At 52.8% G+C, this 14,099-nt stretch carries 13 protein-coding genes; 6 read left to right on the plus strand and 7 right to left on the minus strand.

Annotation, left to right across the window (positions count from 1 at the left end):
- Together ACFO3I_RS14495 and ACFO3I_RS14500 are read right to left on the minus strand one after the other, a co-directional pair.
- Positions 1–730: enoyl-CoA hydratase-related protein (locus ACFO3I_RS14495; RefSeq protein ID WP_377335100.1), on the minus strand; the 730-nt coding region annotated here is incomplete at its 3' end.
- Entirely contained in the window at positions 730–1,650 is a 921-nt protein-coding gene (locus ACFO3I_RS14500; RefSeq protein ID WP_377335102.1) for a 2-hydroxyacid dehydrogenase, read from the minus strand. The genes ACFO3I_RS14495 and ACFO3I_RS14500, both read right to left, overlap by 1 nt.
- A 101-nt stretch (positions 1,651–1,751) precedes the next feature.
- On the opposite strand from ACFO3I_RS14500, the gene ACFO3I_RS14505 reads away from it, so the two are divergent.
- The 3 genes from ACFO3I_RS14505 (at position 1,752) to ACFO3I_RS14515 (ending at position 5,238) form a co-directional block, all read left to right on the plus strand.
- Positions 1,752–2,552, plus strand: a complete 801-nt coding sequence (locus tag ACFO3I_RS14505) for a UDP-2,3-diacylglucosamine diphosphatase (protein ID WP_377335104.1) — start codon at positions 1,752–1,754, stop codon at positions 2,550–2,552.
- Between the two features lie 103 nt (positions 2,553–2,655).
- Positions 2,656–4,365, plus strand: a complete 1,710-nt coding sequence (gene olsF, locus ACFO3I_RS14510) for a bifunctional ornithine lipid synthase OlsF (RefSeq protein ID WP_377335106.1) — start codon at positions 2,656–2,658, stop codon at positions 4,363–4,365.
- A 174-nt stretch (positions 4,366–4,539) separates the two neighbouring features.
- Positions 4,540–5,238 carry an OmpW/AlkL family protein gene (locus ACFO3I_RS14515; RefSeq protein WP_377335108.1) on the plus strand — a complete coding sequence of 233 codons (699 nt, stop codon included), beginning with the start codon at positions 4,540–4,542 and terminating at the stop codon, positions 5,236–5,238.
- Positions 5,239–5,265: 27 nt separating this feature from the next.
- Here ACFO3I_RS14515 and ACFO3I_RS14520 read toward each other — a convergent pair whose 3' ends face one another.
- Together ACFO3I_RS14520 and purL are read right to left on the minus strand one after the other, a co-directional pair.
- Positions 5,266–5,931, minus strand: a complete 666-nt coding sequence (locus tag ACFO3I_RS14520; protein WP_377335110.1) for a PilZ domain-containing protein — start codon at positions 5,929–5,931, stop codon at positions 5,266–5,268.
- 187 nt (positions 5,932–6,118) lie between these two features.
- A complete protein-coding gene (gene purL, locus ACFO3I_RS14525; protein ID WP_377335112.1) occupies positions 6,119–10,012 on the minus strand; it encodes a phosphoribosylformylglycinamidine synthase in 3,894 nt (1,297 codons plus the stop codon).
- Between the two features lie 140 nt (positions 10,013–10,152).
- Here purL and mltF point away from each other — a divergent pair, with 140 nt between their 5' ends.
- The gene (gene mltF, locus ACFO3I_RS14530) at positions 10,153–11,607 is read left to right on the plus strand and encodes a membrane-bound lytic murein transglycosylase MltF (protein WP_377335114.1); all 1,455 of its coding nucleotides are present in this window, start codon (positions 10,153–10,155) and stop codon (positions 11,605–11,607) included.
- 38 nt (positions 11,608–11,645) lie between these two features.
- Positions 11,646–11,813 (plus strand): hypothetical protein, encoded by a 168-nt coding sequence (locus ACFO3I_RS14535; RefSeq protein WP_377335116.1) that lies wholly within the window; start codon positions 11,646–11,648, stop codon positions 11,811–11,813.
- Between the two features lie 4 nt (positions 11,814–11,817).
- On the opposite strand, the gene tadA is transcribed toward ACFO3I_RS14535, so the two are convergent.
- A complete protein-coding gene (gene tadA / locus ACFO3I_RS14540; protein ID WP_377335118.1) occupies positions 11,818–12,309 on the minus strand; it encodes a tRNA adenosine(34) deaminase TadA in 492 nt (163 codons plus the stop codon).
- Between the two features lie 190 nt (positions 12,310–12,499).
- Between tadA and ACFO3I_RS14545 the strand changes: the two genes are divergently transcribed.
- Positions 12,500–12,724, plus strand: coding sequence for a hypothetical protein (locus tag ACFO3I_RS14545; RefSeq protein WP_377335120.1), 225 nt, complete (start codon positions 12,500–12,502; stop codon positions 12,722–12,724).
- A gap of 281 nt (positions 12,725–13,005) precedes the next feature.
- Here the strand turns inward: ACFO3I_RS14545 and ACFO3I_RS14550 are convergent, their stop codons facing one another.
- Entirely contained in the window at positions 13,006–13,230 is a 225-nt protein-coding gene (locus tag ACFO3I_RS14550) for a hypothetical protein (protein WP_000743213.1), read from the minus strand.
- Positions 13,227–13,964, minus strand: coding sequence for a recombinase family protein (locus tag ACFO3I_RS14555; RefSeq protein WP_001366550.1), 738 nt, complete (start codon positions 13,962–13,964; stop codon positions 13,227–13,229). The genes ACFO3I_RS14550 and ACFO3I_RS14555 overlap by 4 nt, the downstream gene beginning before the upstream one ends.
- Positions 13,965–14,099: the final 135 nt, after the last annotated feature.

The raw sequence follows: 14,099 nt of genomic DNA on the forward strand, positions 1-14,099 counted from the left end.
AAAAGTGATCGGATAAAACCGAAATAGGCGATCGGATTAAACCGAAATGGGTGATCGGATTGGACCGAAATGAGTGATCGGAATCAGCCGAAGCATGCAGCATCGATTGTTTGGTCTGCCGTACCAGCCCGGCTGGCACCGAAACCAGCTCAGCCGTCATCTCCAGCGCGCGTGGCCAGAGCTGTTCAACAGCCATCACCTCTTTTACCAAGCCATACTGCCAGGCTTGCTCCGCGGTCAGTCGTTCATTGCAAAACAACATCGCCATCGCCTGTTGCCAGCCAATCAATTGCGGCAACAACCAGCCATGGCCACCGCCCGGATGAAGAGCCAGTTGGAAAAACCGGCTTTCAAACCAGGCGTCTTTGCTGGCCAGCCGGATATCGCAAACCATCGCCAGATTCATGCCGGCGCCAACCGCCGGCCCATTAACCAACGCAATAGTCAGCAAGGGCGAATCCGCCACCGCAGTAAAGGCCTGATAGAGCTGCTTTAACTCAGAGCCATCCCCTTCTGTGGCGTGCTGCAACACAGACAAATCAGCACCAGCACAAAACGCCTGCTCAGTGCCTTGCACACAAAGCACTTTCAGTTCAGGGTCCAGCGCCAGTTGCTTTACCGCAGCGGCAATCTCCAGCGCGGTTTCTGGGGTTAACAGGTTGCGTTTCTGACCAGACGTCAGGCTTAGCAGCGCCACATGCTGGTGGCGGGACAGTTCAAAAGCAGCCATCAATAGCCTCGGGCTTTGTCCACTAAATGTAGTAAAGGTAGCCCATTTAAGGTACGCCGATAGTTTTCCGCAATTTGCGCCACCGCCGTATCGACATTGGTGACCGCAGAGCAGTGCGGAGTCACCAGTACTGCCGGATGCGACCAATAGGGATCGGTCGCGGGTAATGGCTCTTGACGGAACACATCCAGACAAGCCGCCTGCAGATGCCCGCTGCCCAGTGCAGCGAGTAAGGCGCTGTCGTCCAGCACAGCACCACGCGCCACATTGACCAGAATGGCGCCTGGTTTCAATAAGGCCAGACGGTCACTGTTCAAAAAGTCGGTGGTCTCAGCGGTCAGTGGCAGCAGACAAACCACCAGGTCAGCCAGAGCGACGGCGCTGGCAAAACCTTGCTCCCCGGCATAACACTGTACGCCGGCCAAGTGCTTTTCAGAGCGGGACCAGCCAGACACCTGATACCCCAAAGCGGCAAAATGGCTGGCGGCGGCAGCGCCCAGTTCACCCAGGCCAAGTACACAAAGGTGGCGAATGTTTCTGGGGCTTTTCGGTTTCCATTGCTGCTGTTGTTGTTGCTGGATGAACAAGTCCAGCCGCTGTTGGTAGTAACCCAACACAGAATCTAAATACCCCAGCATCGATTGGGTCAGGTGCGGGTCGACAATACGGGCCAGCGGCAGGTCTGGCAGATCAGGATCCGACAGGATGTTGTCCACCCCGGCGCCAAAAGACTGCAGGCTTTTCAGCTCAGAGAGCGCCACCAATGAGCCCGCAGGTTGCTTCCATACCACCGCCATTTGTACTTGTTCTGGCGCGCTGTAATCCGGCCATTGTTGGACCAACACCCCAGGCAATAAGGCCTGCAGCTTCTCCACCAGAGCTCCCAGTTTACGGTCTGGGATCACCAAAGCTAACGACATGTCATCACCAAAAGTTCAACAGCCTGTCACAGGGCTGACATCAGAGCGCCTCATTCTAGCTCAGGCAACTGATGCCAGACCAGCCCAAAGAGGACCTTCAGATGTTGCACTGCAGAACCATCTTTTTATCCGACATTCATTTAGGAAACAAAGACTGTCAGGCGCGTTACCTGCTGCATTTTCTGGAAAACAGTAAGGCTCAGACCATTTATCTGCTCGGAGACATCATCGACTTATGGGCGATGCGTCGCCAGGTGTGCTGGACCCCGGAACAGAACCTGGTGATCAAAACCCTGCTGGCCAAAGCCGAACAAGGCTGTGAGCTGATTTATATCCCTGGCAACCACGACGAAGAATTCCGTCATTGGGCTGGCCGCGAGTTTGGCGAAGTCAAAATTCAGTTGCGCGGCTGTCACACCACGGCCCTTGGCAAAAAGCTACTGCTGCTGCACGGTGACGAATTTGATAAAGAGGTGAACTTTGGCCGCTTCCACACCTGGCTGGGGGATCACCTGTACGATTTCCTGCTGTTTTTAAACCGTTGGACTAACAGAATACGCCGTGCTTTAGGTGGTCGTTATTTCAGTCTGGCGGCCTTTATTAAAAGCAAAGTACCAGGGGCACGAGAAGCCATTGCCCGTTACCGTCAGGCCGCTATCGACAAAGCCAAACGCAGTGGTTTCGATGGGGTGGTCTGTGGTCATATCCATCACCCGGAAATCTCGCTGCAGGATGGGGTGATCTATTGCAATGACGGCGACTGGATTGACAGCTGCACGGCGTTGGTGGAAGAAATGGACGGCAGCCTGGCCATTTACCACTGGACAGAGCAAAGCCACACCATAGCAGCACTGCCTCTGGCGGAGATCAAAGCGGAAACGGCCGCTCAGCAAGCGGCCTGAGCTGGTCAAAATTTCCTCAAACTGCCATACGACTGACGCTTTTCTGTCATACAAACCCTCTAGCTTGTCTGGAAAGAACAGAGTGTCTGGCTGAGGAAAACCTATGATTAGCGTCGAGCAAATGATCCAACAACATATGCCGGGGTTGCAACAAAAACCCTGGCTGCAAACCCCGGTCAGAGGCGCACTGCGGCATTTACTGCACGAGCAGGAGTTTGTCGAATTTGCCAGGCGCTACCCTCATCTGCAAGGCATTGAATTTGTCGAGCAGGTACTGGATTACTTTCAGTTTGCTTACCAGGTGCGTGACAATGAAGTAGAACGCATTCCAAGCACGGGCAAAGTGGTGATCATCGCCAACCACCCTATAGGTTCACTGGATGGACTGGCGCTGATTAAACTGGTCAGCGATATCCGTCCTGATGTGAAAGTGATTGCCAACCAATTACTGATGGCCATAGACCCGCTGCATTCGTTGTTGCTGCCGGTGAACAATATGTCCGGCGGCACCGAGCGTAGCCGCATTGATCGCATCAGCGACCACTTGCAGCAGGAAGGCGCACTGATCCTGTTTCCGGCAGGTGAAGTCTCACGCCTGAAGCCAAATGGCATTCGTGATAACAAATGGCATGGCGGTTTCTTACGTTTTGCCATGTCAGCCAAGGCCCCTATTCTGCCTATTTACATCGACGGCCGGAATTCAGCGCTGTTTTATGGCGCCTCCATGCTGTACAAACCTTTGGCAACCATGCTGTTGGTGCAGGAAATGTTTAAGCAAAAACGCAAAAACATTGGTATGCGCATTGGTGAACTGATCCCTTATGACAGCTTTGCTCAGCTGCCACTGGAGACCACCGCTAAGGTCAAACTCTTTAAAAAGCACCTGTATCGGCTGGCCAAAGACAAAGAGCCGTTATTTAAAACGCAAAAAGCCATAGCCCACCCGGAAGATCGGATCCTGCTGAAAAAAGCCGTCGAAGCCTGCCCTTTATTAGGCGAAACCAGCGACGGTAAACAGATTTATCTGTATCAGTACCAGCAAAGCTCGCCCGTATTACGCGAGATTGGCCGCTTACGCGAACTGGCGTTCCGGGCGGTCGGCGAAGGCACAGGGCAACGTCGCGATATCGACCTGTACGACAGTTACTATGAACAGCTGATCCTGTGGGATAAGGACGATTTGGAAATTGTTGGCGCCTACCGCTTTGCCAACACCGCCAAAGTGATGACAGAAAAAGGCTTACCTGGCCTGTATACGGCGTCGCTGTTTCGCTTCAGCGAACGCATGACGCCTTATCTGGACCAAGGGCTGGAACTGGGCCGCAGCTTTGTGCAGCCGCGTTATTGGGGCAAACGCAGCCTGGAATACCTCTGGTACGGCATTGGTGCTTACCTGAAGCAAAACCCGGATATTCGTTACCTGTTTGGTGGTGTCAGCTTATCCAACAGTTATCCGAAAGCGGCACGGGATTTAATGGTGTATTTCTACAGCCTGTACTTCCGCTGCACTGAACAAAGTGCAGCACCTAATCTGCCTTATGAGCTGCCTGCTGAAACCCTGACTCAGTTGCAGCAACATTTTACCGGCGATAACTACACCCAGGATTTTGTCCAGTTGAAACACCTGCTGGCCAATATGGGCGCCAGTATTCCTACCTTGTACAAACAGTACAGTGAACTGACTGAACCTGGTGGCGTAAAATTCCTGGCGTTTGGGGTGGACCCGGACTTCGCCGACTGTGTCGACGGCTTGGTACTCGTCGATATGCAGCAGCTAAAAGCCACTAAAAAAGCACGCTACATGCCCACATAAGCCACTGGCTGCAAAGGGTTTACCAATCAAATAGCCACCTGATGCGTGGCTTTTTTGTTTTAAATCAAACTCTGCGCCAGCAGAAACAACTTCAGCCCTGATTTGTTGATCTGGCCCAATGTTTTTCCCGCTACAAAGCGCAGACTGGCGCCAGCTAAACGCAATGAGGAAAACATGATGAAAGGGTTTAAATACGCGGTTTTGGTTTCAGCTCTGCTCGCCGCTCCGGCCTTCGCCAACTGGTCAGTGAATGTGGGTGCTATAGGCGTCAGTCCGGATGACAGCAGCAGTCACCTGAATGTTGTCGAAACCGTAGCCGGTTTGCCAGCCAACTCCACCGCTGTTGGTGTCAACAGCAATACCCAGCTGGGCCTGACCGTTGATTACAAGCTCAGCCCGAACTGGACCTTCGAGCTGATCGCCGCCACCCCGTTCAGTCACGATATCGCCGTAAAAGGCTCCGCCATTGATGGCCTGCCTATTGGTAAAACTAAACATTTACCGCCCACCTTACTGGCACAATACCATTTTGTGCTGGAAGACAGCCGCTTTGACCCTTTTGTAGGTCTGGGTCTGAATTACACCAAATTCTTTAATGAGAAAGTATCACCAGAACTGACCAGTACCTTACAGGCATTAAATGTCACCACAGCGTCAGACGATGTCGACCTGAAATTGAAAGATTCGGTAGGTCTGGCGATTCAGGCGGGTCTGAACATTCAGCTGGACAGCAACTGGGGTGTACACCTGATGTTAAGCCGGATGGATATTAGTACCACAGGCCGGGTGCAGGTTAACGGTGCCACCATTCAAAGTGTTGATGTCGACATTGACCCTTATGTCTGGATGCTGGGCGTACGTTACAGCCTGTAATAGCACTATGCTGGTCCAGCAAGCCTTTTAAAAGGCTTGCTGGATCAGTTGCTCTAAGCGGTATTGCGCTTCATTAAACTGGATACCAATAGACAAACCGCGTTCATCCACGCGAGAGTTGCGCACTTCACCTGAAATCGCAATAGGGTCACCCAGTTTCGGGTTTTCCACTCTGAGCAGTACGGGGGCCAATTGCACCTTATTGGCTTTGTATTCGGCTTCAAACAAAAAACGGCAGCCACTATTGGATACGTCGACCAGATGGCCGTTAAAACTGCGGGCATTTTGCAGCACTTCCATATTCAGCCGCACCGTCGCCGGCAGGAACAGACTGCTGCGCTTTTCCAGCCTTAGACCACGTCGTTGCACAGCGTCAGGAAAACTGATGGCGATCAGACGGTCGGGCAAGCGGATCAGCTGCAACAGCTCCGATTTAAACGCCAGGCACTCGCCTATGGTTTCTTCAAGCAAAAAGCGGCAAACCAGAATTAAACCATTCTGAAAAAAACGTTCAGGAACTGAGTCATCCGGTTTAAAAAACAGATAGCGGCCAGTCTTATAGCCAATAAGCTCAGCCGTGCAGCGGGTCTTCAGATGATCCAGCAATTGAATGTCAAAACGTTGTCCGACTTTGACATGACTCAACCACTGTTGTTCTGTGTCAAATTCAACAGAAATGTCAGGTGACTGCATACCTATTCCATGGAAGTGCGACGTTTACCAGTGCTCTATTCTGAGAAAGAACGGACGGGATTTCAAGCACAAATTGATAAAAAATGAAACTTTGATAAATACATCACATGCATTAACAATTTGGAAAAATTTTCGCCAATAAAAAAGCCCCGTTTGTAAGCGGGGCTTTTTTATCACTGATTCAGGCTTAGCCTAACCAAACCCGTGCATTGCGGAACATCCGCATCCACGGGCTGTCTTCCTGCCACTCATCCGGGTGCCAGGAGTTTGCCACAGTGCGGAATACCCGCTCCGGGTGAGGCATCATAATAGTCACACGGCCATCACGGCTGGTCAGTGAGGTAATACCCCGCGGTGAACCATTTGGGTTCGACGGGTATTGGGTGGTCACATCGCCATAGTTGTTGATAAAGCGCAGGGCGACTGTACCACTTTGATCCGCCGCTTGCATGGCTTCAACAGAGGCAAACTCGGTATGCCCTTCACCGTGTGATACCGCGATTGGCATCTGAGAACCGGCCATGCCTTTGAAGAACAGCGACGGGCTGTCCTGCACCTGCACCAGGCTGAAACGGGCTTCGAAACGCTCTGACTTGTTGCGGACAAAACGTGGCCATAAGTCAGCGCCAGGGATCAGGCTCTTCAGGTTCGACATCATCTGGCAACCGTTACAGACGCCTAAGCTGAAGGTGCTGTCGCGTTCAAAGAACTGAGCAAACTGAGCGCGAGCCTGCTCATTGAACAAAATAGACTTAGCCCAACCTTCACCGGCCCCCAACACGTCACCGTAAGAGAAGCCGCCACAAGCCACTAAACCATTGAATTCTTCCAACGTACGGCGACCAGACAGAATGTCACTCATATGCACGTCAATGGCGCTAAAGCCAGCGCGATTAAAGGCAGCCGCCATTTCGACATGTGAGTTCACGCCTTGTTCACGCAGTACGGCAATCTTCGGCTGCACGCCTTTGATGATGTATGGTGCGGCAATGTCCTGGTTCAGGTCAAAACTCAGCTTCACATTCAGACCCGGATCTTCCGCATCCGATTTCGCCACAAACTCTTGTTTTGCCCCTTCCGGGTTATCGCGGCGCAGCTGCATCTGATAGGTGGTTTCAGCCCAGATTGAACGCAGTACGGTGCGGCTGTTGCTGTACACCAGCTGACCATCACGTTTAATTTCAATCTGATCGTCCGCCGTGACATGACCAATCAGGTGCGATACAGCAGTCAGCTGGTGTTTCGCCAGCAATGCCTGTACGGCTGGCAAGTCACTGTTACGTACTTGCAGCACGGCGCCCAGCTCTTCGCTAAATAAGGCAGCCAAATCGTCAGCACCTAAAGCGGCAATATCTGCGCTGACACCGGCTTTACCGGCAAAGGCCATTTCAGCCAGCGTGACAAACAAACCACCGTCTGAACGGTCGTGGTACGCCAGCAGTTTGTCATCGGCGACCAGGGCTTGCATCGCCTGGTAGAAGTTCATCAGCAGTTCCGGGCTTTCCAGATCCGGTGTGGTCTGACCTAACTGCTTGTACACCTGAGCCAGACAAGAAGCGCCTAAACGGTTGGCGCCCTGGCCCAAGTCAATCAGCAGCAGGCTGCTGGTGCCTTTGTCGGTGCGCAGCTGAGGTGTCACAGTACGACGTACGTCTTCCACCCGGGCGAATGCAGAGATAATCAATGACATCGGCGAGGTCACTGTGTGTTTCTCGCCGGCTTTGTCCCAGCTGGTTTTCATCGACATCGAGTCTTTACCGACCGGAATGGTTAGGCCCAGCGCAGGGCAAAGCTCTTCACCCACGGCCTTGACCGCTTGATATAGACCGGCGTCTTCACCTGGGTGACCTGCAGCTGACATCCAGTTAGCAGACAATTTCACATGTTTAATATCGCCAATTTGCGTCGCCGCAATGTTGGTAATGGCTTCAGCCACCGCCAGACGGGCTGAAGCTGCGAAATCCAGCAGCGCCACAGGCGTACGTTCCCCCATCGACATGGCTTCACCATGGTAGGTGTCGTAAGAGGCTGCAGTAACAGCACAGTTGGCGACAGGAACCTGCCATGGGCCCACCATCTGGTCACGTGCCACTAACCCCGTCACGGTGCGGTCACCAATAGTGATTAAGAACGTCTTCTCAGCAATAGTTGGCAAACGCAGTAAACGTTCAGCAGCGTCTGCCACTGTCACACCCGTCAGCTCCAGCGCTTTGCCTTCAGTGACAGCCGTTTTCACATCACGGTGCATCTTAGGCGCTTTGCCCAGCAAGACACTTAAGGGTAAATCAATTGGTGTATTACCGAAATGCTGATCCGAGAGGCTCAGGTGCAGCTCTTCAGTGGCCTCACCAATCACTGCATAAGGCGCACGTTCACGTTTACAGATGTTCTCAAACACCGCCAGTTTGTCGGCTGGAATCGCCATCACGTAACGTTCCTGCGACTCGTTACACCAGATTTCCAGTGGTGACATGCCCGGTTCATCGTTTGGCACGTTACGCAGTTCAAATTTACCGCCCACGCCGCCATCGTTCACCAGCTCAGGAAAAGCGTTCGACAAGCCACCTGCACCCACGTCATGGATAAAACAGATGGGGTTGTCATCGCCCAGCTGCCAGCAGCGGTCAATCACTTCCTGACAACGGCGTTCAATTTCAGGGTTTTCCCGCTGTACAGAAGCAAAATCCAGATCTTCCGCTGACTGGCCTGAGGCCATCGAAGAGGCTGCACCACCACCCAGACCGATGTTCATCGCCGGGCCACCCAGCACCACCAGTTTAGCGCCGACCGGCATCTGGCCTTTTTGCACATGCTCAGCACGGATATTGCCTAAACCACCGGCAATCATAATCGGTTTGTGGTAACCACGAACTTCTTCGCCATTGTGGCTTGGCACTTTCTCTTCAAAAGTACGGAAGTAACCCAGAATATTTGGCCGGCCGAATTCGTTGTTAAAGGCAGCGCCACCTAATGGGCCTTCAGTCATAATGTCCAGTGCCGTCACAATGCGGTCTGGTTTGCCGAAATCGGTTTCCCACGGTTGTTCAAAGCCAGGAATACGTAAGTTGGATACCGAGAAGCCGACCAGACCCGCTTTTGGCTTGGCACCAACACCAGTTGCGCCTTCGTCACGAATCTCACCGCCTGAACCTGTTGCCGCACCTGGGTACGGCGAAATAGCAGTTGGGTGGTTGTGCGTCTCAACTTTCATCAGCACATGAATATCTTCGTGGTGATAGTTGTATTCACCAGTGGCGCTGTCCGGGAAGAAACGGCCAGCCTTCGAACCTGTCATCACCGCTGCGTTGTCTTTGTAGGCTGACAACACGTGTTCAGGCGTCTTTTCGAAGGTGTTTTTGATCATTTTAAACAGCGACTTCGGCTGTTGTTCGCCGTCTATAGTCCAATCGGCGTTAAAAATCTTATGACGGCAGTGCTCAGAGTTGGCCTGCGCAAACATATACAATTCGATATCGTTCGGGTTGCGGCCCAGCTGGATAAAGTTGGTCAGCAGGTAATCGATTTCGTCATCAGCCAGTGCCAGACCCATTTCGATATTCGCTTTGGCCAGGGCTTCACGGCCACCACCCAATACGTCAACGCTCGACAGCGGCGCAGGTTCAGCTTTTTGAAATAAGGCTTCGGCTTGCTGCAGTTCAGCAAACACGGTTTCCATCATGCGGTCGTGTAACAACGCCTTTAATGCATGCAGCTGCTCAGCGCTTAATGCGGCTGACGTGTCCACGTAATAGGCCATACCACGTTCCAGCCGTTTGACCTGGGTCAATCCACAGTTTCTGGCAATGTCGGTCGCTTTTGACGACCAGGGAGAAATAGTGCCTGGACGTGGTGTCACCAATAAAAACAGACCGCTGGCGGCATGACTGCTAATGGTTGGGCCGTAAGTGAGGAGTTTTTCCAGCGTGGTCAGTTGGGTGGAGTCGAGCTCTGCGGTCAGGTCAGCGAAATGCATGTATTCCGCATAAATGCCTGTCACAGGCAGGGCCACTTTGGCACAGTGATCTAAAAGTTTCTGAACTCTAAATTCGGACAGTGCAGGTGCACCACGCAGGATCAACATAAATTTGTTTCCGTTAGTTGAACGTCGATGGGAGCCAAAATCAGGCGCTGTATTATAAAGAAAAAAGCCGTCTCATGGTATGACGACACGCCTGAATTTTGATATAAATGGCGCTGATTTCGAACAGAAACAGGATTTGCATGCGGCAAGTTGGGGCATATTTTCTAGTGATTTTTTTACTCTGTGGCTGTGCCCCGGAGCCTCAACATTTGCAACTACACCAAATATATCAACGAGATACACTCCGAGTTGGTATCTTAAACAGCCCCACAAGCTACTATATTGCCGCCGATGGCCCGGCCGGTTATGACTATGAACTGGCGCAAAGCCTGGCCGACAAACTTGGGGTGGAACTGGAGCTGTTTCCCAGCTATCAGCGCGAAGATTTGTTGCAAAAACTCGACTCTGGCCAGGTGGATCTGATTGCCGGCGGCTTGGCGGTGACGGAAAGTCGTAAACAAAAATACCGTATTGCCCCAGCTTACCTGTACCGTAGTGAAGTGGTGGTGTACCGAAAAGGTGGTATACAGCCGAAGGATTTTACCGACCTGACTCAGCCGTTGCTGGTGCCCAAAGACAGCTCACTGGCGGAAACCCTGCAGGAAGCCTCGCTGCAGTATCCGCAACTGAACTGGCAGGAAAGTGAACTGCTGGATACCGAAGAATTATTGCAACAGGTTGAAGACGGCAAAATTCCGTACACCCTGGTGGACTCCAACCTGCTGGCAGTTAATCAGCGCTTTTACCCAAACCTGACGGTCGCCTTCCAGGTAAAGCAGCAACAACCTGTAGCCTGGTTACTGAATAAAAAGGCCGATGATTCGTTCTGGGCTGTGCTGATTGAATTCTTTGGGCAAAACTACCAGTCCGGTGATTTGCTCAGTCTGGAAGACAAATACTTTGGTCATATCCGCCGTTTCGATTACATCGCCACCGTGGATTACATTAAAGCCATTGAAAAAGACCTGCCACGTTACCAGCCGCTGTTTGAGAAGTACGCCGGCTCGTTCGACTGGCGCTTGTTGGCTGCAATCGGTTACCAGGAGTCCAACTGGAAACCCTCCGCGCGCAGTTCAACCGGTGTGGTCGGGCTGATGATGCTGACCGTCTCAACGGCTCAGGCTATGGGTGTCAGCAGCCGACTGGACCCTGCGCAAAGCATTAAAGGCGGAGCTAAATATCTGGAACGGATGCTGGAGCGCATCCCTGAACGCATCCCGATGCCAGACCGGCTTTGGTTTGCCATTGCTGCCTACAATATTGGCTGGGGCCATGTCGAAAGTGCCCGGGTCTTGACGGAGCGGGATGGTGGCAACCCGGATCAATGGCATGAAGTGAAACAACGCCTGCCCTGGTTGCAACAAAAACGGTATTATCAAAACACCAAGCTGGGGTACGCCCGGGGCGCACAAGCCGTGTATTATGTCGAAAATGTGCGCCGTTTCTACGACACCTTGCTGTGGGTCGACGAAAAGAAAAAAACCGAGCAACGACTGGATCAACAAAAACAAATGCTGAATCAGCAGTTTGGTGACATTTCACCTGCTGCCCCTGCTCAGGAAGGGAACAGCAAAGGCAAAACCAAGTCCAACTAGACGAATAGAACCACGGATGACAACGATGGGGAGGATAAATGCTGAAACGTAAGAAACCTAAGATGATGCGCAAACGCCGTCTGATTGACGTGGCGTCTGGCCGCCGTCGCATTGCCCGCAATATGACCATTCTGAAGCTGCACAGAAGACGCCGGAATTATCTGGCACTGCTGGTTGAACCTCAAACCAGCGAAGCCATCGCCTGATCCTTCATTCTTCTTTGCTTTGACGCGCTGCCTTTTTCTCTGCCCTTCTGCGTTTAAAAAAATCGGAAAGCTTTGCTGCGCATTGCTCCGCCATCAGGTCCGCAGTGACCTCAAGTTGATGATTCAGCACCGGATGGCGGACTATATCGATCACTGAGCCCGCAGCCCCTGTTTTTGCATCACGGGCGCCATAGACCAGCCGCTTAATCCGACTGTGCACTAACAATCCGGCGCACATGGCGCAAGGTTCCAACGTCACATACAACGTACAGTCCAACAAGCGATAATTTTCGATTTGACCGGCGGCCTGCCGTATCGCCTGCATTTCAGCATGGGCTGACGGGTCATGTAATTGAATGGACTGGTTCCAACCCTCTCCGACAATCTCACCGTCTTTCACCAGCACAGCGCCCACCGGAATTTCACCACTTTGTTCCGCTTTTTCTGCCAGTTGCAGTGCATACTGCATCCAGTACTGATCCTGATCCGCGCTCACCTGTGGTTCCTCCCCGCTGTAACCTGGTTAATTTTACCAGTTTCACTGGTGAAATTAACCAGCCTTTAGCGATTTTCACTAAAGGCCTATTTGAAATATTTTGTTAACTTATTGATTTAAATAAGTTGTTAAACTTGGTATTCCGCTTGCTATAGTAACTGCGTCACACAACATCATCAGAGGGATCATCATGGGAGTTTTCGACGTAGGTTTTGTCGCAGTGATTGGCGCTTTCGCTTATGCCTTTTATGAAAACCGTAATAAAACCAAAATTAAGCTGGCACAAAGTCAGGGAAGCAGCAGTTCTGACGAAGTCAAAGCTGAGCTGGAAAAACTGAAACAGCGTGTCGCCACTCTGGAAAGCATTGTCACTGATAAGTCCTATCAGTTAAAAGACCAGATCAACAAGTTATAAAAAAGCGCTCATTGAGCGTCTTTTTCTTGATATCTGTGTTGTAAGGATGACCGCCTGTCCACCTAAAGCATCGTCAGGCTGGCAAAGCTGTCCAACGGCTCAATGCCGGTCACCTACATCCGTAGGTGACCGGCCTGAGCGGCGCAGACAATGCCATCAGAGTGCTGAGGATGACGGCGAACTTATTCCCACTCGATTGTAAACAAGCACACAAAACCCTTTAGTGACAACAATTTGCAAGAACTATCAGGCTCAGTGCCATGAAAAATACCATGACCAGATCATGAGGTTGAACACGGCTTGCGCCGGCAGCGTTCACGCTCCTGGTCGGCGATCTCGCCCGGCTGCAATGCTAGCTCAGCATCGGTCATGCGCTCCAGCACGTCGCGTAGGCGGATGGTGCAAGGAATGGGCGGCAGCTCGAACTCATAGCCGCCGGCGATCATTTCGGCCGCAATCTCCTCGGTGATGAAAAACGGCTCGTCGTCTTGGTTCGGCTTCTTCATGCCCTTTCCTCCTGGCGCTCATCCTGGCCGACAGCGGCCAGGGCATCGGCTTCCGTCAATGCGTCCTCCACGAACGCGCCGTGCTGCTTCGCTTCGGCCTGGCTGACCTCGGCCCATATCCGTTTCACCTGGGCCGCACTGTACCCGGCCAGCTCGGCGGTCTTGTTGATGCTGTAGCCGGACTTGCGCAGCGCGACAACTTGGGCGCGGCGCTTCGGATCAGCACGGCGGCCCTTGTACCGCCCGGCCTGGCGGGCCAACTCAATGCCTTGGCGCTGGCGTTCGCGCCTGTCCTCGTAGTCGTCGCGGGCCATCTGCAAGGCCAGGCGAAAAAGCATGATCTGCACGGCTTCCAGCACGATCTTGGCGACGCCCTGGGCCTCGGCCGCCAGGTCGGATAGATCGACCACGCCAGGGACGGCCAGGCGTGCGCCTTTGGCCTGTATCGAGGCCACCAGGCGCTCGGCCTCGGGCAAAGGTAGGCGGCTGATGCGGTCGATCTTCTCGGCAATGACCACCTCGCCGGGCTGTAGGTCGCCGATCATGCGCAGCAGCTCAGGCCGGTCGGCGCGTGCGCCGGATGCCTTCTCACGGTAGATGCCGGCGACGTAGTAGCCGGCGGCCTTCGCGGCCGTAGTGATCGCCTCTTGGCGTTCCAAGTCCTGCGCGTCGGTGCTGACGCGCAGATAGACCCGCGCCACCATCGGCGCGGCTACTGGCTTCGTCCTGCGCATACTTGCGGGCTCCTTTGGGCATACTCAAATGCACCCATCTTAAACTGGCAGGCCAATTTATCACATATCGATCTAAATGCGCCTAGCTCATTTTTACAGCTTAAATGAGCTATTGAGCACACTCCATATTTCGAC

This window comes from Rheinheimera marina, assembly GCF_042654345.1.
Taxonomy (GTDB): Bacteria; Pseudomonadota; Gammaproteobacteria; order Enterobacterales; family Alteromonadaceae; genus Pararheinheimera; species Pararheinheimera marina.